Annotated in this window: 20 protein-coding genes; 11 read left to right on the top strand and 9 right to left on the bottom strand. The window is 54.9% G+C overall.

The genetic code is table 11. From position 1 onward, the window contains the following. Positions 1 to 140 precede the first annotated feature (140 nt). Positions 141 to 1,607 carry an amino acid permease gene (locus tag PZBJ_RS18595; RefSeq protein ID WP_101763707.1) on the bottom strand — a complete coding sequence of 489 codons (1,467 nt, stop codon included), beginning with the start codon at positions 1,605 to 1,607 and terminating at the stop codon, positions 141 to 143. A gap of 136 nt (positions 1,608 to 1,743) precedes the next feature. Then, positions 1,744 to 2,610, bottom strand: coding sequence for a DNA-binding transcriptional regulator YeiE (gene yieE / locus PZBJ_RS18590; RefSeq protein WP_101763706.1), 867 nt, complete (start codon positions 2,608 to 2,610; stop codon positions 1,744 to 1,746). Between the two features lie 138 nt (positions 2,611 to 2,748). Between yieE and PZBJ_RS18585 the strand changes: the two genes are divergently transcribed. Both PZBJ_RS18585 and nfo read left to right on the top strand, forming a co-directional pair. Then, entirely contained in the window at positions 2,749 to 3,792 is a 1,044-nt protein-coding gene (locus tag PZBJ_RS18585) for a YeiH family putative sulfate export transporter (RefSeq protein WP_101763705.1), read from the top strand. Between the two features lie 57 nt (positions 3,793 to 3,849). After that, a complete protein-coding gene (gene nfo, locus PZBJ_RS18580; protein ID WP_101763704.1) occupies positions 3,850 to 4,695 on the top strand; it encodes a deoxyribonuclease IV in 846 nt (281 codons plus the stop codon). A 55-nt stretch (positions 4,696 to 4,750) separates the two neighbouring features. On the opposite strand, the gene fruA is transcribed toward nfo, so the two are convergent. From fruA to PZBJ_RS18560, 4 genes are all read right to left on the bottom strand, one after another. Further along, the gene (gene fruA, locus PZBJ_RS18575; RefSeq protein WP_101763703.1) at positions 4,751 to 6,448 is read right to left on the bottom strand and encodes a PTS fructose transporter subunit IIBC; all 1,698 of its coding nucleotides are present in this window, start codon (positions 6,446 to 6,448) and stop codon (positions 4,751 to 4,753) included. A gap of 16 nt (positions 6,449 to 6,464) precedes the next feature. Next, positions 6,465 to 7,403: a 1-phosphofructokinase gene (fruK, locus tag PZBJ_RS18570; RefSeq protein ID WP_101763702.1), complete on the bottom strand. Its 939-nt coding sequence runs from the start codon at positions 7,401 to 7,403 to the stop codon at positions 6,465 to 6,467. Continuing rightward, complete coding sequence (fruB, locus tag PZBJ_RS18565; protein WP_101763701.1) at positions 7,400 to 8,530, bottom strand: fused PTS fructose transporter subunit IIA/HPr protein; 1,131 nt, start codon at positions 8,528 to 8,530, stop codon at positions 7,400 to 7,402. The genes fruK and fruB overlap by 4 nt, the downstream gene beginning before the upstream one ends. A 278-nt stretch (positions 8,531 to 8,808) precedes the next feature. Then, on the bottom strand, positions 8,809 to 9,063 hold the full coding sequence (locus PZBJ_RS18560) for a YkgJ family cysteine cluster protein (protein ID WP_101763700.1): 255 nt from the start codon (positions 9,061 to 9,063) through the stop codon (positions 8,809 to 8,811). A 152-nt stretch (positions 9,064 to 9,215) separates the two neighbouring features. Here PZBJ_RS18560 and yeiP point away from each other — a divergent pair, with 152 nt between their 5' ends. The 9 genes from yeiP (at position 9,216) to yejF (ending at position 20,148) form a co-directional block, all read left to right on the top strand. Continuing rightward, on the top strand, positions 9,216 to 9,791 hold the full coding sequence (gene yeiP / locus PZBJ_RS18555; RefSeq protein WP_008105009.1) for an elongation factor P-like protein YeiP: 576 nt from the start codon (positions 9,216 to 9,218) through the stop codon (positions 9,789 to 9,791). 106 nt (positions 9,792 to 9,897) lie between these two features. Continuing rightward, positions 9,898 to 10,872, top strand: coding sequence for a CobW family GTP-binding protein (locus tag PZBJ_RS18550; protein WP_101763699.1), 975 nt, complete (start codon positions 9,898 to 9,900; stop codon positions 10,870 to 10,872). Between the two features lie 44 nt (positions 10,873 to 10,916). After that, on the top strand, positions 10,917 to 11,624 hold the full coding sequence (locus PZBJ_RS18545; protein WP_101763698.1) for a phosphatase PAP2 family protein: 708 nt from the start codon (positions 10,917 to 10,919) through the stop codon (positions 11,622 to 11,624). Between the two features lie 514 nt (positions 11,625 to 12,138). Then, positions 12,139 to 12,714, top strand: a complete 576-nt coding sequence (gene mepS, locus PZBJ_RS18540) for a bifunctional murein DD-endopeptidase/murein LD-carboxypeptidase (protein WP_008105015.1) — start codon at positions 12,139 to 12,141, stop codon at positions 12,712 to 12,714. A 280-nt stretch (positions 12,715 to 12,994) separates the two neighbouring features. Next, positions 12,995 to 14,560: a cyclic di-3',5'-guanosine monophosphate phosphodiesterase PdeN gene (locus PZBJ_RS18535; protein ID WP_101763697.1), complete on the top strand. Its 1,566-nt coding sequence runs from the start codon at positions 12,995 to 12,997 to the stop codon at positions 14,558 to 14,560. Between the two features lie 65 nt (positions 14,561 to 14,625). Beyond that, a complete protein-coding gene (locus PZBJ_RS18530; protein ID WP_101763696.1) occupies positions 14,626 to 16,434 on the top strand; it encodes an extracellular solute-binding protein in 1,809 nt (602 codons plus the stop codon). A gap of 10 nt (positions 16,435 to 16,444) precedes the next feature. Continuing rightward, complete coding sequence (locus PZBJ_RS18525; RefSeq protein WP_101763695.1) at positions 16,445 to 17,536, top strand: microcin C ABC transporter permease YejB; 1,092 nt, start codon at positions 16,445 to 16,447, stop codon at positions 17,534 to 17,536. After that, positions 17,536 to 18,558: an ABC transporter permease gene (locus PZBJ_RS18520; protein ID WP_101763694.1), complete on the top strand. Its 1,023-nt coding sequence runs from the start codon at positions 17,536 to 17,538 to the stop codon at positions 18,556 to 18,558. Before PZBJ_RS18525 ends, PZBJ_RS18520 begins: the two co-directional genes overlap by 1 nt. Further along, positions 18,559 to 20,148, top strand: coding sequence for a microcin C ABC transporter ATP-binding protein YejF (gene yejF, locus PZBJ_RS18515; protein ID WP_101763693.1), 1,590 nt, complete (start codon positions 18,559 to 18,561; stop codon positions 20,146 to 20,148). Here yejF and PZBJ_RS18510 read toward each other — a convergent pair. From PZBJ_RS18510 to rsuA, 3 genes are all read right to left on the bottom strand, one after another. Beyond that, positions 20,142 to 20,468, bottom strand: a complete 327-nt coding sequence (locus tag PZBJ_RS18510) for a YejG family protein (RefSeq protein WP_101763692.1) — start codon at positions 20,466 to 20,468, stop codon at positions 20,142 to 20,144. The genes yejF and PZBJ_RS18510 overlap by 7 nt on opposite strands. Before the next feature lie 337 nt (positions 20,469 to 20,805). Then, positions 20,806 to 21,999 (bottom strand): Bcr/CflA family multidrug efflux MFS transporter, encoded by a 1,194-nt coding sequence (locus PZBJ_RS18505; protein WP_101763691.1) that lies wholly within the window; start codon positions 21,997 to 21,999, stop codon positions 20,806 to 20,808. 12 nt (positions 22,000 to 22,011) lie between these two features. Next, entirely contained in the window at positions 22,012 to 22,734 is a 723-nt protein-coding gene (gene rsuA / locus PZBJ_RS18500; RefSeq protein ID WP_101763690.1) for a 16S rRNA pseudouridine(516) synthase RsuA, read from the bottom strand. Between the last annotated feature and the right edge of the window lie 21 nt (positions 22,735 to 22,755).

The raw sequence follows: 22,755 nt of genomic DNA, 5'->3' as shown, positions 1-22,755 counted from the left end.
ACGGCAGCCACAATAGTGCAGGTGATAATAATTATCAATTCAATCTGAGTAACAAAATCCAAAACAATGCGCAATAAATTGCGCCGCTACTACACGTGCACCTTATTCGTAGCGGCGCGATTTATCGCGCAAGGGTATGACTACTCTTTAAACGTCGGGAATTCCATCTCGCTGTATTTCACGAAGCGCGAACCGCGTGTCAGCTTGTAGCCCAACCAAATAATCAGGAACAGCGGCAGACCAATATAGGTTGCGGCCACGCCATACCAATCAATGCGGTCAGCAAGGAACGCCTGATAGTTCTGACCCAGTGTGATGATCAAACACAGAATAAAGGCGAAAATCGGTCCCAGCGGGAAGAAGCCCGAACGGTACGGCAAATCGGCCAGGTTGTGACCCTGAGCGATATAACCGCGACGGAAACGGTAATGGCTAATGGCGATACCCAACCAGGCAATAAAACCGGTCATGCCTGAGGTGTTCAGTAGCCACAGGTAAACTTCCTGGTTACCAAATTTCGAGCTCAGGAAGCACAATCCCGCCACTACGGTGGTAGCAATCAGCGCGTTACGCGGCACGCCACCTTTCGACAGCTTGCCGAAAATGCGTGGCGCTTTACCTTCGCGTGCCAGGTTGAACAACATACGCGTTGAGGCGTACATGCCGGAGTTACCCGCTGACAGTACCGCCGTCAGAATTACCGCGTTCATTACCGCTGCCGCCGAGAGCAGACCGGCATTCTGGAACACCAGCGTGAAAGGGCTGATGGCGATATCGGTGACATCGTTATGCAGCAGCTTCGGATCGGTGTACGGCAGAATCAGGCTAATGATTAGAATAGCGAAGATATAGAACAGCAGAATTCGCCAGAATACCTGACGCACCGCGCGCGGAATGTTCTTCGCCGGATCCTCAGATTCACCGGCCGCGATACCGATCAGCTCGGTGCCCTGGAAGGAGAAGCCAACGATCATCGCCACGCCTATCATCGCAGCAAAACCACCGGCGAACGGCGCTTCGCCCACGGTCCAGTTATGCCAGCCGGCGTTTTCTGCGCCGCGCATGATGCCGGTGATCATCAACACGCCAACCACAATAAAGATGATGACGGTGGTCACTTTGATCAGCGAGAACCAATATTCCGCTTCGCCGAAGCCTTTGACTGAGATGTAGTTGAGCAGGAACATCAGGCCAAGGAACAGTGCGCTCCAGATCCAGCCGGGCGTGTCCGGGAACCAGTAGTTCATGACGAGCTGCGAGGCGACGAGGTCAACGGCGATGGTCACCGCCCAGTTGTACCAATAGTTCCAGCCCAGCGCGAAGCCGAAGCCTTCTTCAACATATTTTGAACCGTAGGTGGAGAAGGAGCCAGAAACCGGCATAAAGGCCGCGAGTTCGCCGAGGCTGGTCATCAGGAAGTAAACCATCAGGCCGATGAGCGCATAGGAGAGCAGCGCGCCGCCGGGTCCGGCCTGAGAAATGGTGGCACCCGAGGCGACAAACAGGCCGGTACCGATGGAACCACCAATGGCGATCATGGTGAGATGACGCGCTTTTAATTCACGGCGCAATCCAGGTTGTTGTGTTGTTTTTGAGTCATTATGCATGTGTAAACGCTATGCTGGATAAAAATGAGGCGAGATTGTAGCAGCTAGCCCCAAGCTGTATAGCATTCACGTCGGGTTATTAGTTACCTTCATGATCGGCCGGGAATTATTAGCCGCAGCGTGATCAGCGCTGTGATTATTCACGGCAATACGACAGGAAACGGCTCAACGCTTTGGACACATGCTTCTGTCGATGATGGATGCGATACAGCGTGCGCGTCAGGCGCGGCAATGGGATCGCGACTTCCACCAGCGTGCCGGCTTCCAGCAGATCCTCAATCACCCGCCGCGACAAACAGCTGATGCCCATGCCGTGACGCACCGCGTGTTTAATCGCCTCTGAATTGCCTAACTCCATGCCGAGCTGAAACTGTGGCAGATGCGACAGCAGCAGATAATCAACGATCTCGCGCGTGCCTGAACCGCGCTCGCGTAGAATCCACGGCGCGGCGGCGAGCGCTTCCAGCGTAATCGGCTGCTGCAGGATGGCGGCATCCGGCGCGGCAAACACCACCAGCTCATCTTCCAGCCACGGCTCGCTGATAATATCCAGCTCGTGGCACGGACCTTCGATCAAACCGATATCGACGCGGAAATCCGCCACCGCATTAATCGCATCCTGACTGTTGCCGACGCTCAGCTCCAGCGGCAACGCCGGGAAATCGCGGCGATAGGCGGCGATCATGCCCGGCAGCAGGTAATTACCAATGGTGCTGCTGGCGAACAGGCGAATCGCCCCGTTATCTTCCTTAAACAGCTGTTCGATTTCGCCCGCCTGCTCCATCAAACCCACGGCGCGCGGATAGAGTAAACGGCCATGCTCATTCACCACCAGCCGCTTACCAACGCGGTCAAACAGCTGCACACCGAGTTGGTTTTCCAAATCTGCTAACGCGGCGCTCACCGCCGACTGCGACAGCGCCAGCACCTGCGAGGCCTGCGTCGTCGAGCCGCTCTTCAGCACTTCGGTAAACACTTCAATCTGGCGCAACGTGATGTGCATGCGGTTCCCTTATATTACTTATTCTGGTTAATTATAAATATATTATCAATTTTACTTTTATACCAGCACAGCGCAGGCTTGAGGCAGAGATTGAATGTTAGAAGGTCGCCAGGAATGGTGCCCCTACAGGAGAAAAGTATGGCTGAGTTAAGCGTGAATAAAACCCCGTTTCATCTACATCACTGGCTGCCGGGTTTGCTGTTGACCGTGGCGATTGCCGGTACCACGGCGTGGTTAAGCAATCAGTCTTGGTTGGCCGGGGCCGGATTCGGTGCGCTGACGTTAGCGATTATTTTGGGCATCGTGCTCGGTAACACCCTTTATCCGCAGATGGCCGGCGCCTGTGACAGCGGCGTAATGCTGGCGAAACAGCGCTTGCTGCGCCTCGGCATCATCCTGTATGGCTTTCGTATTACCGTGCAGCAGATTGCTGATGTCGGTCTTAGCGGCGTATTGATTGATGTGATGGTTCTCAGCTCCACTTTCCTGCTGACCTGTTTTATCGGCATTCGTCTGCTGAAGATGGATCGCGAAACCGTGTGGCTGATTGGGGCGGGCAGCAGCATTTGCGGTGCGGCGGCGGTGCTGGCGAGTGAACCTATCGTCAAGGCTGCGCCGTCAAAAGTGGCGGTAGCTGTTGCGACTGTGGTGCTGTTTGGTACCGTTGGCATCGTGCTGTATCCGATGTTGTGGTCGCTGCTTCCAACGGTCAGCGCGGAACATTTCGGTATCTTCACGGGTTCGACGTTGCATGAAGTATCGCAGGTTGTCGCGGCAGGACATGCGATGGGTGCCGAGGCCGAAAACACCGCCGTGATTGCCAAAATGCTGCGCGTGATGATGTTAGCGCCCTTCTTGCTGATACTGGGAAGCTGGCTGAAACGTCAGCGCAGCCACAACGCACAGCAACAAACGATTCGTTTTCCCTGGTTCGCGCTGCTGTTTATTGTGGTGGCGCTGTTTAACTCGCTGCATCTGCTGCCTGCCAATATTGTTAGCACGCTGAATCAGCTGGCCAATCTGCTGCTGGCGATGGCGATGGCCGCGCTGGGTTTGACTACGCGCTTCAGCGCCCTGAAACAGGCCGGTTGTAAACCGTTGCTGCTGGGATTGGTGATGTTTGGCTGGTTAATTCTCGGCGGCGGAGCACTCAATGTGCTGGTGCAACATTTCATGGCGTAACCGCATCCGCTATGATGGGCAGCTTTGCAGCAGCAATCGCCCAATCAGGAGAGCGGCATGAAATATATCGGCGCACATGTCAGTGCATCAGGCGGCGTGGACCAGGCAGTTATCCGTGCCCACGAACTCGAAGCCACAGCCTTTGCGCTGTTCACCAAAAATCAGCGCCAGTGGAAAGCCGCACCGCTGTCAGGAGAAGTGATCGATGCGTTTAAAACCGCCTGCGATCGTTACAACTTCACCTCCGCGCAGATTCTGCCGCACGATAGCTATTTAATTAACCTCGGCCATCCGGTGATGGAAGCGCTGGAGAAATCACGCGAGGCTTTCCTCGATGAGATGCAGCGTGCCGAGCAGTTGGGTTTGACCTTGCTGAACTTCCATCCGGGCAGCCATCTGAAGCAGATTGAAGAAGAAGCCTGCCTGAAGCGTATCGCCGAATCGATCAACATCGCGCTGGATAAAACCAGCAGCGTGGTGGCGGTGATCGAAAACACCGCCGGTCAGGGCAGCAATCTCGGTTTCCGCTTCGAGCACCTCGCCACCATTATTGAGCACGTGGAAGATAAGTCGCGCGTTGGCGTGTGCATTGATACCTGCCACGCCTTTGCGGGCGGTTACGACCTGCGTACCGAAGAAGCCTGCGCCGAGACCTTCAGCGACTTTGAGCGCATCGTTGGTTTCCAGTATCTGCGCGGTATGCACCTGAATGATGCCAAGAGCACGCTGGGCAGTCGCGTCGACCGCCATCACAGTCTGGGTGAAGGCAATATCGGTAAAACCGCGTTTAGCTGGCTGATGAAAGATAAACGTTTTGACGGCATTCCCATGATTCTGGAAACCATTAATCCGGATATCTGGAAGGATGAGATTGCGTGGTTGAAGTCGGAGCAGCAGGGTTAATTATCTGATTAAACAAAAGGGAGCCGCAGCTCCCTTTTTTTATGTCTGACGAAGATTACGCGGCTTTAACCAGCTCTTCTTCCGGACGTTTCAGGATGGCGTAGCCAAGTCCCGCTACCGCAGTACCAATCACAATCGCCAGCAGATAACCCAATACTGGGGTAATCGCGCCTGGAATCAGCAGGACGAACAGACCACCGTGCGGTGCCATCAGTTTCGCGCCAATCGCCATGGAAATCGCACCGGTTACCGCGCCGCCAATGATACAGCACGGCAGCACACGCATTGGATCACGCGCCGCAAACGGAATCGCACCTTCAGAGATGAAGCACAGACCGAGCACCAGCGCCGCTTTACCACCTTCCTGCTGACCTTTGTTGAACTTACGACGCGCAACCAGCGTCGCCAGGCCCATCGCCAGCGGTGGTACCATACCGGCTGCCATAATGGCCGCCATCGGTGCGTAGGTTTGTGAACTCAGCAGACCAACACCAAACGCATAGGCTACTTTGTTCACCGGACCGCCCATGTCGGTACACATCATGCCACCGAGAATCGCGCCCAGCAGTACCGCGTTCGCGGTACCCATATTGGCCAGCCAGGTTGTCAGGCCAGTCATGATGCCCGCCACCGGCTTACCTACCACGTAAATCATCAGCAAACCGGTAATTAAACTCGCCACCAGCGGAATAATCAGAATCGGCTTCAGCGCTTCCATACTCTGCGGCAGTTTCACTTTGCTGCTCAGCATTTTCGCAGCGTAACCGGCAATGAAACCGGCGATGATACCGCCCAGGAAACCAGCGTTAATGCTGGTGGCGATCATACCGCCAATCAAACCAGGCGTCAGACCCGGACGATCCGCAATCGAGAAGGCAATGAAACCGGCTAACACCGGCACCATCAGCGCGAAGGCGCTGCCGCCACCGATCTGCATCAGTGCCGCCGCTAAGGTGCCCGGCTCTTTAAATGCGGTGATACCAAAGGCAAATGACAGCGCGATGCTCAAACCACCGGCAACCACCATCGGCAGCATGTACGAAACGCCAGTCAGCAGGTGACGATAGGCACCGGCTTTCTCTTTGCTGTCGCCCTGTGCGCTGGCAGCCTGATTGCCGCTCGGCTGATAGGTTTTCGCTTCGGCCTGCGCTTTATCCAGCTCCTGCGCAGTTTTCTTCAGCGCCAGACTGGTTGAGGTGCGGTACATCGGCTTACCGGCAAATTTCGCCAGATCCACATCGATATCAGCCGCGACGATCACCAGATCGGCCGCCGCCACTTCTTCTGGGGTAATCGCGTTGCCTGCGCCCACAGAACCACGGGTTTCAACTTTCACCCACCAGCCACGCTTGGTCGCTTCGGCCTGAATAGCTTCAGCAGCCATAAAGGTATGCGCCACGCCGGTTGGGCAGGCGGTCACCGCCACGATGCGTTTCTGAGCAGCGCTCTGCGCAGCTACTGGCGCGGCAGCGGTTGCAGCAGCAGGCTGCCAGGTTTTGGCACTCGCTTTGGCTTGATTGATTGCCGCCAGCGGATCGCGCAGCGCTTGCTGCACATCAACCAGCGCCAGCGATTTACCGGCCAGCTCTGCGTCCTGCGGCACATTGTGACCAGCAACCAGCACCAGTTCTGCTTCGGCGGCATTATCGGTCAGCGTCAGGCCAGCTTGTGCCGCCGTCGCGCGTAAACGTTCCAGCGCCAGATGTCCTGACGCCAGTCCCAGTAAAGAATCTTTTATCAGCAGCGTTTTCATTATCGCTCTCCTGCTGTTAGTTAACGGGTTGTAAGTCGACGCGCGCCATCATCGCGGCCAACTGGGTACGATCTTTCACGCCAACGTTGCTTTGGCTGACGGCCATCGCCGCCACTGCCGTCGCCAGACGCAGCGTGTGCTCGCTGGATTCACGCATCAGCAAGCCGTAAATCAGGCCGCCGACCATCGAATCGCCGGCACCGACGGTGCTGACCACTTCGCAGGCAGGCGGTTTGGCGATCCATTCGCCGGAGGCATTCACCCACAGCGCACCTTCCGCACCGAGAGAAATCACTACGTGCGCAATACCTTGCTCACGCAGTTCATGTGCAGCACCGATCACGTCCTGCAGCGCAGGCAGTTTGCGACCAGCCCAAATCTCCAGCTCGCGGCGGTTCGGTTTCACCAGCCACGGCGCGGCTTTCAGACCGGCGACCAGCGCTTCGCGGCTGCTGTCGAAGATGATGCACGGGCACAGCGTGCGCAGATCGCTCATCCATTTGGTGAAGGCTTCTGGCGCCACGCCGGCTGGCAGGCTGCCGCTGACGCACACCATGTCGAACTGGCCGAGCCAGGTGAGAGAATCGGCGGTGAAGCGCTCCCAATCCTGCGCGGTGACCTCAAAGCCAGAGAAATTCAGGTCGGTCACATCGCCGTCTTTTTCGGTCAGCTTAACGTTAATACGCGTACGGCCCTGCACCACCTGAAAACGGTTGGCGATGCCGAGTTCGCTGAACAGCTGCTGAAAGCCGTCCTGATTCTCTTTGCCGAGGAAACCGCCGACGGTGACATCAATACCGAGATCCTTCAGCACTTTGGCAACGTTGATGCCTTTACCCGCCGCGTGCAGGCCGGTGGTTTTCACCAGGTTGACTTCGCCGCGCTCAATTTCTGGCGTGTATCCGACCAGATCGTAAGCCGGGTTTAAGGTAATTGTTGCGACACGACGGCTCATGCAACCCCCTCGCCTAAACCAGAATTGATCGCTTCTTCAATTGCGTTCAGCGCCTGCTGTGCATCTTCGCCGCTGGCGGTGAAGCGCAGGCGATGGCCTTTTTTCACACCGAGCGCAACGACTTTCATCAGGCTGCGGCCGTTAGCAGGCTTACCGCTGCCATCGAGATTAGTTACGGTGATGTCGCTGTTAAACTGCTTGATGACGGTCACCAGCGCCGTACCCGGACGCGCATGCAGACCGTGTTCGTTGCGGATGGTGAATTCAGCGGTCAGCAGCTCGGCAGCTTCATCGACTTCGCTGGTCAGTAGCGCCAGAATACCGGCGGCATCGGCCTTCAGCAGACGTTCAGCTTTGTTGCTGAGCAGCAGGTTGCTGAGATAGCCCAGCACTTCCAGCGGACGCTGATCGTTAGCCGCCACGGTCAGCAGCAGCGCGACGTTTTCGCCCTGATGCTGGAATGGCGCAGCCGCGCGGCTTACGGCCACTGCGCTGCCGAGATTGCCGTTGGCGCTGTCGCTCAGCCAGATGCCCTGACCAAGGCTCAGCGGGGCGCGGGAAATCACGTCAGCAATAAAGGACGCGTCCACCGCGCCTGCAGCCTGCAGACGTCCGGCGTTCAGTGCCTGTAACGTGATTAAATCGCTGGCCGCCACATCAACGGCAATCAGCGATGTATCGAATTTGAATTCTGCGGCCTGGTTTTCGCCCATCAGCAGCGCTCGCAGATCTTCCGCCGAGGCGGTTTTTAGCTGTTCAGCAATGCTGTCATCACTTAATACGTGAGTGAGCTGGCGCAGCAACGCGAGGTGTTCATCCGATTTAGCGGCAATACCGATCGCCACATACGCCGTTTGCCCTTCGCCCCAATCCACGCCCTGCGGGAACTGATAAACCTGGACACCGGTTTTCAGCACCAGGTCGCGGGTGTCGGTGGTGCCGTGCGGAATGGCGATGCCGTTACCCAGGAAAGTGGTGGTTTGCTGTTCGCGCGCCAGCATGCCGTTAACGTAGCCTTCGGCCACATTGCCTGCAGCGGTTAACGCAGCGGCAACCTGACGAATGGCCTCTTCTTTATTCTGTGCGCTAGCACCGGTATGAATGGCCTGAACTTCGAGCTGGAACATATCTCTCCTCGCTTGCTGTATTGAATCGTTTCAGCTAGATGGTGAAAAAAGCTGCTGTGCATCGCGGACTTAGCCGGAGTGACAACGCTGAAACGTTTCAGGGAATATGGTACAGCCACGTACAGCAGGCAAGAAAATGCGCGATCTGAGTAGCAGATTTTTGACGTTCCGCACACTTCATGTTGGATTTAAGATTTTTACCGGCAGGCAGGCTGATGCTTTTGCTGTACAGAGCAACGGCATTAAGCCCAATTATTCAGCTATGCGTCAGCAGTGCTTCAGGGCGCCGTCTCGGCTTCCAGTTTAAGCAGAAATGTCATGGCGCTATCACGGCTGCTGCCACACATTTCGGCGCTGGGCTGTAAGCCAGCACAGACCGCCGGACGCAGCGGTGAACCAAAGATTTTGCAACGCTGTTGCTCATCAAGCTGCACGCAACGCGTGTTGGCCGGCTTGCCGTGCGGCATGCCAGGAATCGGGGACGAGATTGAGGGGGCTGTGCAACAGGCACCGCACTGGTCACGACAAAACATCATGCGCTCCTGTAGACAATTCGCCGCGACAATAACAGTCCCAGACCGCGAATGCCATGCACCGGCAACAATTTTACATTGGCTGACTTGCCAGTTTTTCGCCGCGCGAGTAACGTGACGCGCATTAACCTCCTGTCAGCGAGAAAACCACCATGCCAAAGGCAAATGAAATCAAAAAAGGGATGGCTGTCACCTGGAACGGCAAACTGTTGCTGGTGAAAGACATTGATGTACAGAGCCCAAGTGCTCGCGGTGCCGCGACGCTCTATAAAATGCGTTTTACCGATGTCCGCACCGGCCTGAAAGTGGAAGAGCGCTTCAAAGGCGACGATATTATTGACGCCATTTCGCTTAGCCGCCGCGCCGTCACCTTCTCTTATATAGATGGTGATGAGTATGTGTTTATGGATGACGAAGACTACACGCCGTACAACTTCAAAAAAGAGCAAATTGAAGAAGAGCTACTGTTTATTCCTGAAGGTGGCATTCCCGGCATTCAGGTGCTGACGATGGATGGCCAGGTCTTGGCGCTTGAACTGCCACAAACCGTCGATATGGAAATTGTTGATACCTCGCCGGGCATTAAAGGCGCCTCCGCCAGCGCTCGCTCCAAACCCGCAGGCATGAGCACCGGCTTATCCATTCAGGTGCCGGAATACCTGAGCAATGGCGATCGCATCCGCATTCATATTGCGGAACGTCGTTATATGGGACGCGCTGATTCATAACGTGCTTCCGTCCGGCGCCCGGTGATTGTTATAGTATAACAAGGCCGTGCGCGCCGGATGCCTCTCATCCGCGTGCGATTTATTCTCTTTTTTTGGGAGCCCTTTTGTGACGCGCGTAAACCTCATCACCGGATTTCTCGGCAGCGGAAAAACCACCACTCTGCTGCATCTGTTAGCCAATAAACCCGCGGATGAAAACTGGGCGATTCTGGTCAACGAATTTGGCGAAATTGGCATCGACGGCGCACTGCTCGCCGATCGCGGTGCCACGCTGAAAGAGATTCCCGGCGGCTGCATGTGCTGCGTTAACGGCTTGCCGCTGCAGGTTGGGCTGAACATGCTGCTGAAACAGGCTAAACCCGATCGTCTGATTATCGAACCCACCGGCCTTGGCCATCCCAAACAGCTGCTGAATATGCTGCGTGCTGCCGTCTATCAACCCTGGATTCAGGTGGATGCCACCTTAACGCTGCTCGATCCGCGCCAGCTTGCCGACGCACGCGTAGTGGAGAATGAGAATTTCCGCGATCAGCTGGTGGCGGCCGATATCATCGTGGCGAACAAAAGCGATCGCTGGAGCGATAATGATCGTCAGCGTTTGCAGGATTGGCAGCAGCAATTTTTGGGCGAACGTCAGATGGTGGAAGCGGCGTGGGGACACATCGATCCCGCGCTGTTGACTCAACCCGCCTTGGCGGATCGTGCGGTTCCCGATGCATCACATCACCACCATAATTCACGTCCACAAGGCTTGGCCGCACTGAAACTGGATGGCCAGGCGCGCTGGCGTCGTGCGCTAAATGAAGGCCAGGACTATGCTTCCTGTGGCTGGATTTTCGATGGTGAAACCGTGTTTGATACGATCAAAGCGCTAGAGTGGGCAAGGCATGCGCCGGTTGATCGCGTTAAAGGTGTGTTGCGTACTGCCGATGGTTTAGTGAATATCAATCGCCAGGGCGACGATTTGTTTATAGAAACCCGCCCTACTACACCGCCTGATAGCCGCATCGAATTGATTCATCATCAGCCTGCTGACTGGAACCTTTTGCAGACCGCTTTGTTGAAGATTCGTTTAAATTAGATGCGTTAGGTTGCCCCGTTGTTTTCACTTTGAGTCTATTTTCTATGCGCGCTTCTCGATTAGTCACCATCCTGCTGCTGAATGCACTGGGTGTGATGCTTTTCCTTTCATGGTACCTGCCGCCGGATCACGGGTTCTGGTTTGGGATCGATAAAGCCATCTTTTATGGCTTCAATGACCAGATGGTTGATCATCACGGTTTCGCACTGTTAGTGGCCATCACTAACTTCCGCGGTTTCGATGTGGTTTCGCTGCTGGCTATGGGTTTGCTCTATTTAAGCTACTGGCGTCGCGAGACACCGCAAGGTCGCCGCCGTTTGCTGGCCATTGGCATCACGATGCTGCTGAGCGCGGTAGTACTGAACCAGCTCGGTCATCTGCTGCCGGTACAGCACTCCAGCCCAACGCTGTTCTTTGAGAATGTGCATCGCGTAAGCGAACTGACCGGCATCCCGGCCAAAGATGCCTCTAAAGATAGCTTCCCTGGCGACCACGGCATGATGCTGATGATCTTCACCTGCTTTATGTGGCGCTATTTCGGCTTCCGCGCGTTTCTGGTGGGGTTGATGATTACCGTGGTGTTTGCTCTGCCACGTGTGATGGCGGGTGCGCACTGGTTTACTGATATCGCTGTGGGTTCATTGTCAGTCGTGCTGGTTGGCATGAGCTGGTGCCTGTTAACGCCCTTCAGCGACAAGCTGGTGAATTGGCTAAACCGTTCGTTGCCGGGCAAATATAAGCCGCGCACGTAATTGTTAAGCGCGAGTGATCATAGAACAAAAAGTCAGTCGCTCGCGCTTATTTAAAACCTGAATAAACTATTAGCAAACTAACATTATTCAGGTAAAAGAAAAGATTATGATGAAAAACGCGGAACAATAGCCTTAATCCTAAGTTGTCCAGCCCGAACCCTCTTAAAATCGGCCTTAGCGCCAGAATTACCCCCTTATTGCACCGCTGTTTGGCTATTAAATCGCTGCCAATTGTTGATAAACTCGCCATTGTGTTACAGATTGATTTCACATCGAAAAAACCTTTGAATATTTATATAAAAGCACTCGCCACGCGGTCTGTAATCGGTTAACCTCGAATCCGATTAGTAAGCAACAGCATAAAATGCGGTGCTGAAAGCGACAAAAATGTGTGCATTAACACATTTTAGTAATTAAGGATTTGTCTTAGACGGTCGTACTTATTAATCTCAACCCGTTTTGTCATCTGGCTGACGACATCCTGTCGTAAGGAAATCGAAGGAAAACACGTACAATGGTCAAGTCTCAACCAATTCTGAGATACCTCAGGCGGATCATTCCCGCGGTAGCACTCGCAACACTTTTATCAGCATGCAGCAGTACCCATAACGGTCAGAACGCGAATAACGAGAATCATGAAGTTAACAACCAGAATGGTTTTTTACTTCAAGCGTCTCAGGACGAATTTGAACAGATGGTGCAGAACGTGGACGTTAAGTCCCGCATCATGGAACAGTACAGTGACTGGAAAGGTGTACGTTATCGCTTAGGCGGCGACACCAAACGCGGCATTGATTGTTCTGCTTTTGTTCAGCGCACCTTTCGCGAGCAGTTCGGTTTAGATTTGCCACGCTCAACGTCTGAACAGCAAGACACCGGCAAAGAGATTTCACGCAATAAATTGCGCGCTGGTGACTTAGTGCTGTTCCGCGCCGGTTCTACCGGTCGCCACGTGGGCATCTATCTTGGCAACGATAACTTTGTTCACGCGTCCACCAGCAGTGGCGTAATGATTTCCAACCTGAATGACAGTTATTGGAAAAATCGTTACCGCGAAGCGCGTCGGGTTCTTGCTAAAAACCCAAGCTAACGTATTTCTTTGATGATCCTCTCAGCCAGAGAATCAGAAACGCTGCCCCGGCAGCGTTTTTTTTCGCCCGTAGTTTTTAACTCAAATCCAACCGATAAAAAGTAATTGAGAATCAAAAATATAACGAGACATTCTTCGCGCTCTCGTTATATTCTCGTTGACTTCCTGATACCCAGATATTGCGCTGCAGACACCGTTATCACCGTGGCTGCGGTCTGAAGTGGGTAGTGACCAAAAGATAAACATAATAAAAAATGGCAAGACAAGGGGAATGCACTCCATGCCACTGTCAGGGACATTAAAACACCACAGCAGTTATTCACGCCGTATCGCCTGGCATAGCGCGATTATCGGCGCGGCATTCTTTCTGCTTTTTGTCACCGTGCTATTAACACTCACCTGGCAAAAACGTGTACAACAACACGAACAGCTTCTGGCACACAGCCGCGACGATTTACAACAGGTGATAGCAAGCCTGGTCGATACACTTTATCCCTTACAGCAATACACCCAGTTAGCCTGCAACAACGTCAGTCGTGAGCTCACTTCTCGCGCCGCCTTTGCCGGTAATATCCGCGCCATCCTGCTGGTGCGTGATGGCAACGCTTACTGCTCTTCTGCCACCGGCGCTTTTCTGATGCCAGCCAACGATATTTCTCCTGAGTCTGAACTGGAACGCGATCGCGATATGCGCTTGCTGGAAGGCACGCCATTGCTACCGAAGAAACCGGCGCTGGTGCTATGGGTGAAAAATCCAGGTTCAGCCGAGACCGGCCTTTTCGCCACCATGAACATCAGCCTGACGCCTTATCAGCTGCTGGCCTCTTATCATCCCGAAATCACTGGCATGGCGCTGGTGGTCGGCAACAAAGCGCTGTTGAGCGGCAGCAACAACGTGGTACGCGCGAGTGATTTACCGGCATCGCTACATGAAATAGCCTTTAATAACAGCGATCTACGCTTCGTGCTGTTTGGCACCACCTTAGCGCCACGCGATTACTCACTGACGTTGCTGACCGGCATACTCTTCTCACTGCTGATTTCCGCGCTAAGCGGGTTATTGCTGACGCGACATCAGCGGCCGGGCAAAGAGATCATGCAGGGCATTAAACGTGGCCAGTTTCATGTTGAATACCAGCCGCTGGTCACTGCGCACGATGGACAACCCTACGGCGTGGAAGCGCTGCTGCGCTGGACGCATCCCACTGAAGGCATGATTGCGCCGGATGCCTTTATCAGCTACGCCGAAGCGCAAAACCTGATTATTCCGCTCACTCAGCATCTGTTCACGCTGGTGGCGCGCGATGCCCAGTTTCTCTGTAAACAGCTGCCGCGCGGCACGCGCCTGAGCCTCAATCTCTCGCCGCTGCATCTCGCCTCAGAGAGCTTCCGGCGCGATGTCCAGGCATGGATTAACATCATGCCCACCGATCACTTCAACTATGTGTTTGAAATTACCGAACGCAGCATGGTCGGTGAAAAAAGCGCGGGAGAAATCTTCGCCTGGCTACATGAGAACAATTTTAAAATAGCGATTGATGATTTCGGTACCGGGCATAGCGCGCTGATCTATCTGGAAAAATATCCGTTCGATTACCTGAAAATCGATCGCGGCTTTGTGCAAAGCATTGGTACAGAAACTGTCACCTCACCGGTGCTTGATGCAGTGCTGCTGCTGGCGAAAAAACTCAATCTCAAAACTGTGGCTGAAGGGGTCGAAACGGGCGATCAGGCGGCGTGGCTGGTGAATCGCGGCGTGACGCATTTGCAGGGCTATCTGTTTAGTCGTCCGTTACGCCCCGAAAACCTCGTCAGCTATTATCAACGCCAGCGCGCGCTGAGTTAACATCACGCGAACCCCATGAAACTGCTACCATAAAGTGCGGAACACCACAGGAGATCGCCCCACTTATGCTGCTGCGTCTTGTCACAGCGTTGTTCATTTGTAGCGCCACTGCGCCGCTGCATGCCGCCACCATCAATGAAAGCTATGCCTTCGCTAAGCTGGGCGAGCCGAAATATGCGGTGAATTTCACTCACTACGATTACGCCAATCCCGCCGCGCCCAAAGGCGGCAAGATCACGCTGGCGGTGGTGGGCACCTACGACAACTTCAATCGTTTCGCCTCGCGCGGCAATCCCGGCATCGGTACCGATACGCTGTATGACGGCTTGTTCACCACCTCCGATGATGAACCTGGCAGCTACTATCCGCTGATCGCGGAATCAGCGCGCTATCCCGACGACTATCGCTGGATGGAAGTGTCGATCAATCCTCATGCACAGTTTCAGGACGGAACACCGATTACCGCGCAGGATGTGGCTTTCACCTTCCAGAAATTCATGACGGAAGGTGTGCCGCAGTTCCGCGTGGCGTTTCGTGACGTGCAAGTGAAAGCGCTAAACCGTCTCACCGTGCGTATCGACATGCCGAAACCGGACAAAGATCGGATTCTCAGCTGGCTAACGCTGCCGGTCATCCCGGAAAAATTCTGGCAAAACAAAAAGTTTAACGAGCCGATTGGTTATCCGCCGCTGGCCAGCGGGCCTTATCGCGTCACCTCCTATAAATCGGGTCAGTTTATCCAGTACAGCCGGGTGAAAGATTACTGGGCCGCCAATCTGCCAGTGAATCGCGGGCGTTTTAACTTCGATACTTTGCGTTATGACTATTATCTTGATGACAACGTGGCGTTTGAGGCCTTTAAAGCCGGCGCTTACGATTTGCGCGAAGAGAGTTCAGCGAAGAAATGGGCGACACAATATCGCGGTCGCAACTTTGACAGTCACGCCATCGTCAAATCGACCATTCCCAACACCGTTTCCACCGACACGCAATGGCTGGCATTTAACAACGAAAAACCGCTGTTCGCCGATCGTCGCGTGCGTGAAGCCATCACGCTGGCGTTCGATTTCGAGTGGATGAACAAAGCCTTGTTCTATGGCGCTTATAAACGCACGCGCAGCTATTTCCAGAACACTGAATATGCAGCGCTTGGCTATCCCAAAGCCGAGCAGTTGATTCTGCTGGCGCCCTATAAAGCGCAGCTGCCGCCCGAAGTGTTCAACAATGAGTATGCCCCGCCACGTTCTGACGGCAGCGGTTTCGACCGCGGCAACCTGTTGCAAGCCATGAACTTGCTGAAAGCGGCGGGTTGGGAAATCAGAAATCAGCAATTGGTGAATGTGAAATCCGGCCAGCCGTTCCGTTTCGAATTACTGATGCGCAGCGGTACGCAAAACGACTGGGCGTTGCCGTTCCAGCACAGCTTGCAACGGCTTGGCATCCAGGTCTCGCTGCGCCAGATTGACAGCTCGCAATATCTCCGCCGTATGCGCGAAGGCGACTACGACATGATCCCATCGCTCTATTACGCCATGCCATGGCCCTCGACCAGCTTGCAAACGATTTGGCAATCTCAATTTATTGACTCTTCCTGGAACAGGCCACGCGTGAAAGATCCCATCGTCGACCATTTTGTGCAGCAGATCGTTGAGCATCAGGGCGATGAGAAAGCGCTGCTGCCGCTCGGCCAGGCGCTGGATCGCATCCTGCTGTGGAATGCCTACATGATTCCGATGTGGTACAGCGCGGAAGATCGCATGGCGTATTGGGACAAGTTTTCCCATCCCGAGATTAAACCCGCGTTTGCTACCGGTCTGGAAAACTGGTGGTACGATGTGAACAAAGCCGGGCGATTGCCGGCCAATCGACGCTGAGGAGCACGGTTTGGCAGCCTATTTTCTTCGCAGGTTACTGCTGATCATCCCGACACTTTGGGCGATCATCACCCTGAACTTCTTTATTGTGCAGATTGCGCCGGGCGGCCCGGTGGATCAGGCGTTAGCCAACGTGCAGTTTGGTCACAGTACCGGCATTCCCGGCTCAGTCGGCGGCGACAGCGGCGCGCGCGGTGCGCTGATGCGTGACAATCCCGGCGACAGCCAATATCGAGGCGCACGCGGACTCGATCCGGAAGTGATCGCGGAAATTAAGCATCGCTATGGCTTCGATAAACCGCTGCTGCAGCGTTACGGTGAAATGCTGTGGAACTACATTCGTTTTGATTTCGGCGACAGCCTGTTCCGCAGCGCATCGGTGCTGCAGCTGATCAAAGAGAGTTTGCCGGTCTCCATCAGCCTGGGATTGTGGAGCACCTTGATCATTTACCTGGTATCAATTCCGCTGGGCATTAAAAAAGCGGTGCGTAACGGCAGCGCTTTCGATATCTGGAGCAGCACTTTTATCATCATTGGCTATTCGATCCCGGCATTCCTGTTCGGCATCATGCTGATTGTGCTGTTCGCCGGCGGCAGCTATTTCGACTGGTTCCCGCTGCGCGGCCTGACGTCACCGCAGTTTGATGCGCTGCCGTGGTACAGCAAAATCAGCGATTACCTGTGGCACATCACGCTGCCGGTGCTGGCTACGGTGATTGGCGGTTTCGCCACGCTGACTATGCTGACTAAAAACTCGTTCCTTGATGAGATCCGCAAACAATATGTGGTCACCGCGCGCGCCAAAGGGCTGGATGAGAAGCGCGTGCTGTACGGCCACGTGTTCCGCAACGCCATGCTGCTGGTGATCGCCGGTTTCCCCGCCACCTTTATCAGCATGTTTTTCACCAGCTCGGTGTTGATAGAGGTGATGTTCTCACTCAATGGTTTGGGCCTGCTCGGCTATGACGCCACTATTCAGCGCGACTATCCGGTAATGTTTGGCACGCTTTACATCTTCACCCTGATTGGCCTGCTGATGAACATTCTTAGCGATCTGACCTATACGCTGGTCGATCCGCGCATTGATTTTGAGGGACGCTGATGCGCTTATCTCCGGTTAACCAGCAGCGCTGGCAGCGTTTTCGCCATAACCGTCGCGGTTACTGGTCGCTGTGGATTTTCCTGATCATTTTTGTTCTGTCACTGGGCGCTGAGCTGCTGGCTAACGACAAACCGCTGCTGGTGCATTATCAGCAACGCTGGTATGTGCCGCTGCTGTTCAACTACAGCGAAAGTGATTACGGTGGTGATTTCTCTACGCCTGCCGATTATCAGGATCCCTGGCTGAAGCAGCGCATCGATCAACAAGGTTGGGCGATCTGGGCACCGATTCGCTTCAGCGACAGCACCATCAACTTCGCCACCGATGTGCCCTTCCCTTCGCCACCTTCGGCGCAAAACTGGCTCGGTACCGATGCTAACGGTGGTGATGTGCTGGCACGCTTGCTGTATGGCACGCGCATCTCATTGCTGTTCGGCATCATGCTGACGCTGTTCTCCAGCGTGATTGGCATCGTAGTCGGCGCGGTGCAAGGCTACTTCGGTGGCCGCATTGATCTGGTGGGTCAACGCCTGATTGAGGTGTGGTCCGGCATGCCGTCGCTGTTCCTGCTGATTCTGCTCTCCAGCGTGATTCAGCCCGGCTTCTGGTGGCTGCTGCTGGTAACAGTGGTGTTTGGCTGGATGAGCCTGGTAAGCGTGGTGCGCGCCGAATTCCTGCGTGCGCGCAACTACGATTATATCCGTGCGGCGCGTGCGCTCGGCGTCAGCGATAGCCGCATTATGCTGCGCCACATGCTGCCCAACGCTATGGTCGCCACGCTGACGTTTTTGCCGTTTATTCTGTGCGGCTCAATCACCACACTAACTTCGCTGGACTTCCTGGGTTTTGGTTTGCCGGTGGGATCGCCCTCGCTTGGCGAGCTGCTGTTACAGGGCAAAAACAATTTACAGGCGCCGTGGCTGGGACTGGCAGGCTTCTTTGCCCTCGCTCTGCTGCTGTCGTTACTGATCTTTATCGGCGAAGCGGTACGCGATGCCTTTGACCCGAGTCGAGGACGCTAAATGAGCCTGTTAACGGTGAATCATCTGGCGGTGGCCTTTCAGGATCGCCGCGTGGTAGAAGACATTTCGCTGCAGATTGACGCCGGCGAAACGCTGGCGCTGGTGGGCGAATCCGGTTCCGGTAAAAGCGTGACTGCGCTGTCGATCATGCGCTTATTGCCGCAGCCGCCGGTCAACTATCCGCAAGGCGAAATTCTGTTTAACGGCCAGGATATTTTACAAGCCAGCGAACGCACCCTGCGCGGGCTGCGTGGCAACCAGATGGCGATGATTTTTCAGGAGCCGATGGTGTCGCTCAATCCACTGCATAACGTGGAGAAGCAGCTGTATGAAGTGCTGTCGGTGCATCGCGGCATGCGGCGCGAAGCCGCGCGTGGCGAAATGCTGAGCTGCCTGGATCGCGTCGGCATTCGCCATGCGGCATCGCGCTTGCAGGATTTTCCGCACCAGCTTTCTGGTGGTGAGCGACAGCGCGTGATGATCGCCATGGCGCTGCTAACCCAGCCGAAGCTGCTGATCGCCGATGAACCGACCACCGCACTGGATGTGACGGTTCAGGCGCAGATTCTGCAACTGCTGTGCGAACTGCAGCGTGAACTCAACATGGGCATGCTGTTCATCACCCATAACCTGAATATCGTGCGTCAGCTGGCGCATAGCGTCACGGTGATGCGCAATGGCCGCGCTGTGGAACACAATCGCTGCGATATGCTGTTCAGCCAGCCGCAGCAGCCCTATACGCGCGAACTGATCGCCGCCGAGCCGGATGGCGAACCGGTGCCGCTGCTGGATGCGCAATCGCTGTTGCAGGTGAAGAATTTACAGGTTGGTTTCCCGATCCGGCGGGGATTGCTGCGTCGCACTGTGGCAGAGAAGATGGCGCTGAAGGATCTTAGCTTTACCCTGCGGCGTGGCGAAAGCCTCGGACTGGTGGGCGAATCGGGCTCGGGCAAAAGCACAACGGGCCTGGCGCTGCTGCGTTTAATTAGCGCGCGCGGTGAGATCTGGTTTGACGATCAGCCGCTGCATCAGCTGTTGCCAAAGCAGTTATTGCCGCTGCGCCAGCGCATTCAGGTGGTGTTTCAGGATCCCAATTCGTCGCTCAATCCGCGCATGACGGTGCAACAGGTGATTGCGGAAGGTTTAGCGGTGCATCGCCCGGAACTGAGCAGTGCGGAGCAGGAAGCCAAAGTGATTGCGGTGATGCAGGAAGTGGGGCTCGATGCCGACAGCCGCTCGCGCTATCCGGCGGAGTTTTCAGGCGGTCAGCGCCAGCGCATCGCGATCGCCCGCGCGTTGATCCTTGAGCCGCAGCTGATTGTGCTGGATGAACCCACCTCGTCGCTGGACCGCTCGGTGCAGAAGCAAATTCTCACCTTACTGCGCCGTTTGCAGCAGCAGCATCAGCTCGCCTATCTGTTTATCAGCCATGATTTGCAGGTGGTGCGCGCGCTCTGTCATCAGCTGATTGTGCTGCGTCAGGGTGAAGTGGTGGAGCAAGGTGATTGCGAAACGCTGTTTAACGCACCAGCAGCCGATTACACGCGGCAGCTACTGGCGTCTGCGCAGGGAAAAGATCTAAGTCAGTGACCATCAAAGGTTTCGGCGATAGCGACACCCTGATTTTTCAGGCAGCAGTTGGTCGCGCTTTCGTCATCACGTTGAATCAGCAGGCAAGGCTGCCCTTCACACTCGGCGATTTTGCACTCGACCTGAATTTGCGCCAGCGTCTCCTTCAGCTGGTGCAGAATTTCCAGCGCCGGATGACCATCATGACTCAGCAGGCGCAGCACTACTAAATCTTCGGCATGCACGCCATTCGCTGCTTCCTGACGCACAATTTCACCCGCATGTTCCAGCGACCAGCGATAATGTTGTGGCAAGCGATGCACAACGGAAAGTTGCAGCATAGTTATACGGCCCCCAGAGACGTTAACTTTATTCACGACGACGGCACAACGTGGTGAATCCCAACCTGATTAGCTCTGAATACCAATTCAGTCTGCCTTCTCGTTTTAAACACAAAGCGTGTAGCCAATTTATAATTTGCGAGGCTTCTCACATTTATGCCTATGTTTACCGTGTTCGGCTGCGGTTAACAATCATTTTAGACGCATTATCGTTACTTTTTTATCTCTAAATTTTCACATAATGGAAACATTAAGCATAACGAATGAATGGGGATTAGCGAGTGAGGGAGAAGAATTAAGAGAGGCCAGGTCGCCATTTATGACGACCCTGGGGATGTCACGCCGGCTGTTGAGGCCGCGAAGCATAGGTGAACAGCACAATCGAAATTGTGGCGCACAGCGCAATGGTGGCAACCATCGGCCAGGCGCTGTTAATGCTGACTAATGAGAGCAGCGCGCCGACTAAAGCACCGACGCCAAAACGCAGCGTTCCCGCCAGCGAAGAAGCGGTGCCCGCCATATGCGGAAACTCATCCAGAATCACCGCCATCGCGTTCGACGACACCGTCGAGACGCAGCCAATAAACATCGCCACGCCAAACACCAGCGACAAGAAGCCCAAATCCAGCGCGCTGGAAATCAACAGCCAAACGCCCATCGCGAACTGAATCAACAATCCCATGCGGAACATTTTCACCGGACCAAAACGGCGCACGGCGCGGCTGTTGATCAACGTCATCATGAACAGGAACACCACGTTCAGGCCAAAGTAATAGCCGAAGTTCTGCGGGGAAACGTGGTTTACTTCGATGTAGACAAACGGACCGGCATTGAGGAAGGTGAATAATCCGGCAAAGGAGAAACCGCTCGCCAGCATGTAACTGAAGGCGCGCTTGTGGCGCACCAGCGCCACAAAGTTGCCCAGCGTGGTCCGCAGATGAAAGCGCTGGCGCTGTTCGGGCTTGAGCGTTTCACGAATTTGCGTCACGACCAGCATGGTGGTGAACAGCGCGGCACCTGCCAGCGTCCAGAAAATAGCGTGCCAGTTCCACAGCAACAGCAGCCAGCCACCGATAATCGGTGCCAGCAGCGGCGCGATGGTGGTCACCAGCATCACGAATGACATCATGCGCGAGAAGTCCTCTTTCGAGTAGGTGTCGCGCATTAAGGCGTTGATCACCACGCTGGCAGCGGCGGCCGATAAGCCGTGCAGGAAGCGCATAAAGATCAGCTGATCGATGGTTTGTGACAGCGCGCAAGCCGCGGCGGCGCAGGCAAAAATTAGCGTTCCCAGCACAATCACCGGTTTACGTCCGTAGCTGTCAGCCAGTGGACCATAAACTAACTGGCCAATGGCGAAACCGAGGATGTAAAGGTTGAGCGTCATCTGCACGCTGCCCGCCGAAACCGCAAACTCATGGGCGATTTGCGGCATGGCCGGCAGATACATATCGATAGAGAGCGGCATCAGCATTGCCAGCAATCCGAGGATGACCACTAAACCGACCGGTGAATTCTTTTCCTTGCGCACCGCGTTCTCCCGCTATTTACGTTGTTTGAGTTCTTCTGGCAGGCCGATGCTGTCGACCTCTTGCTGGGTCAGTTCACGATATTCACCTTCGCCGAGATCTTCATCCAGCTCAATGTCACCAATACGTTCGCGATGCAGCGCTGAGACATGGTTACCCATCGCCGCAAACATGCGTTTGACCTGATGGTAACGCCCTTCGCTGATGGTCAAACGGGCGGCTTTCTCATCGAGAATCTCTAGCACGGCCGGCTTGGTGAGCTCTTTTTCATTGTGCAGCTGTACACCCGCAGCGAACTTCTCAACCAGGACAGGATCGATTGGCTCCTCCACTTCCACCAGATAGGTTTTTTCCAGGTGATGCTTCGGTGAGGTAATGCGGTGTGACCATTGGCCATCGTCGGTCAGCAGCACCAAACCGGTGGTGTCGATATCCAGACGGCCCGCCGCATGCAGCTTGAACGCTGCGGGTTCTTCGATAAAGAACAGCACGGTGGGATGATCGGGATCGTCGGTTGAGCAGACGTAACCCTGCGGCTTGTTCAGCATGAAATAGCGCGGTCCTTGCTGCACCACCAGCGGATTGCCGTCGTATTCGACTTCATCGTCTGGCTGTACTTTGTATGCCGCATCGCGCACAACTTCGCCGTTAATGGTGACTTTTTTGGCGCGGATTTCGCGTCCGGCGATAGCACGGCTAACTTCCAGTTGCTGAGATATGAATTTTTCGAGTCGCATGAATTCGCTTTGCCTGTTACT

The sequence above is a fragment of the Pantoea endophytica genome, from assembly GCF_002858935.1.
In the GTDB taxonomy this organism is placed as follows: Bacteria; Pseudomonadota; Gammaproteobacteria; order Enterobacterales; family Enterobacteriaceae; genus Pantoea; species Pantoea leporis.
This window is presented reverse-complemented; position numbering and strand designations above follow the sequence as displayed.

What these genes read in the sequence shown, in the direction of transcription:
- PZBJ_RS18595 (WP_101763707.1), bottom strand. Translation starts at nt 1,607, where the DNA reads ATGCATAATGACTCAAAAACAACACAACAACCTGGATTGCGCCGTGAA.
- yieE (WP_101763706.1), bottom strand. Translation starts at nt 2,610, where the DNA reads ATGCACATCACGTTGCGCCAGATTGAAGTGTTTACCGAAGTGCTGAAG.
- PZBJ_RS18585 (WP_101763705.1), top strand. Translation starts at nt 2,749, where the DNA reads ATGGCTGAGTTAAGCGTGAATAAAACCCCGTTTCATCTACATCACTGG.
- nfo (WP_101763704.1), top strand. Translation starts at nt 3,850, where the DNA reads ATGAAATATATCGGCGCACATGTCAGTGCATCAGGCGGCGTGGACCAG.
- fruA (WP_101763703.1), bottom strand. Translation starts at nt 6,448, where the DNA reads ATGAAAACGCTGCTGATAAAAGATTCTTTACTGGGACTGGCGTCAGGA.
- fruK (WP_101763702.1), bottom strand. Translation starts at nt 7,403, where the DNA reads ATGAGCCGTCGTGTCGCAACAATTACCTTAAACCCGGCTTACGATCTG.
- fruB (WP_101763701.1), bottom strand. Translation starts at nt 8,530, where the DNA reads ATGTTCCAGCTCGAAGTTCAGGCCATTCATACCGGTGCTAGCGCACAG.
- PZBJ_RS18560 (WP_101763700.1), bottom strand. Translation starts at nt 9,063, where the DNA reads ATGTTTTGTCGTGACCAGTGCGGTGCCTGTTGCACAGCCCCCTCAATC.
- yeiP (WP_008105009.1), top strand. Translation starts at nt 9,216, where the DNA reads ATGCCAAAGGCAAATGAAATCAAAAAAGGGATGGCTGTCACCTGGAAC.
- PZBJ_RS18545 (WP_101763698.1), top strand. Translation starts at nt 10,917, where the DNA reads ATGCGCGCTTCTCGATTAGTCACCATCCTGCTGCTGAATGCACTGGGT.
- mepS (WP_008105015.1), top strand. Translation starts at nt 12,139, where the DNA reads ATGGTCAAGTCTCAACCAATTCTGAGATACCTCAGGCGGATCATTCCC.
- PZBJ_RS18535 (WP_101763697.1), top strand. Translation starts at nt 12,995, where the DNA reads ATGCCACTGTCAGGGACATTAAAACACCACAGCAGTTATTCACGCCGT.
- PZBJ_RS18530 (WP_101763696.1), top strand. Translation starts at nt 14,626, where the DNA reads ATGCTGCTGCGTCTTGTCACAGCGTTGTTCATTTGTAGCGCCACTGCG.
- PZBJ_RS18520 (WP_101763694.1), top strand. Translation starts at nt 17,536, where the DNA reads ATGCGCTTATCTCCGGTTAACCAGCAGCGCTGGCAGCGTTTTCGCCAT.
- yejF (WP_101763693.1), top strand. Translation starts at nt 18,559, where the DNA reads ATGAGCCTGTTAACGGTGAATCATCTGGCGGTGGCCTTTCAGGATCGC.
- PZBJ_RS18510 (WP_101763692.1), bottom strand. Translation starts at nt 20,468, where the DNA reads ATGCTGCAACTTTCCGTTGTGCATCGCTTGCCACAACATTATCGCTGG.
- rsuA (WP_101763690.1), bottom strand. Translation starts at nt 22,734, where the DNA reads ATGCGACTCGAAAAATTCATATCTCAGCAACTGGAAGTTAGCCGTGCT.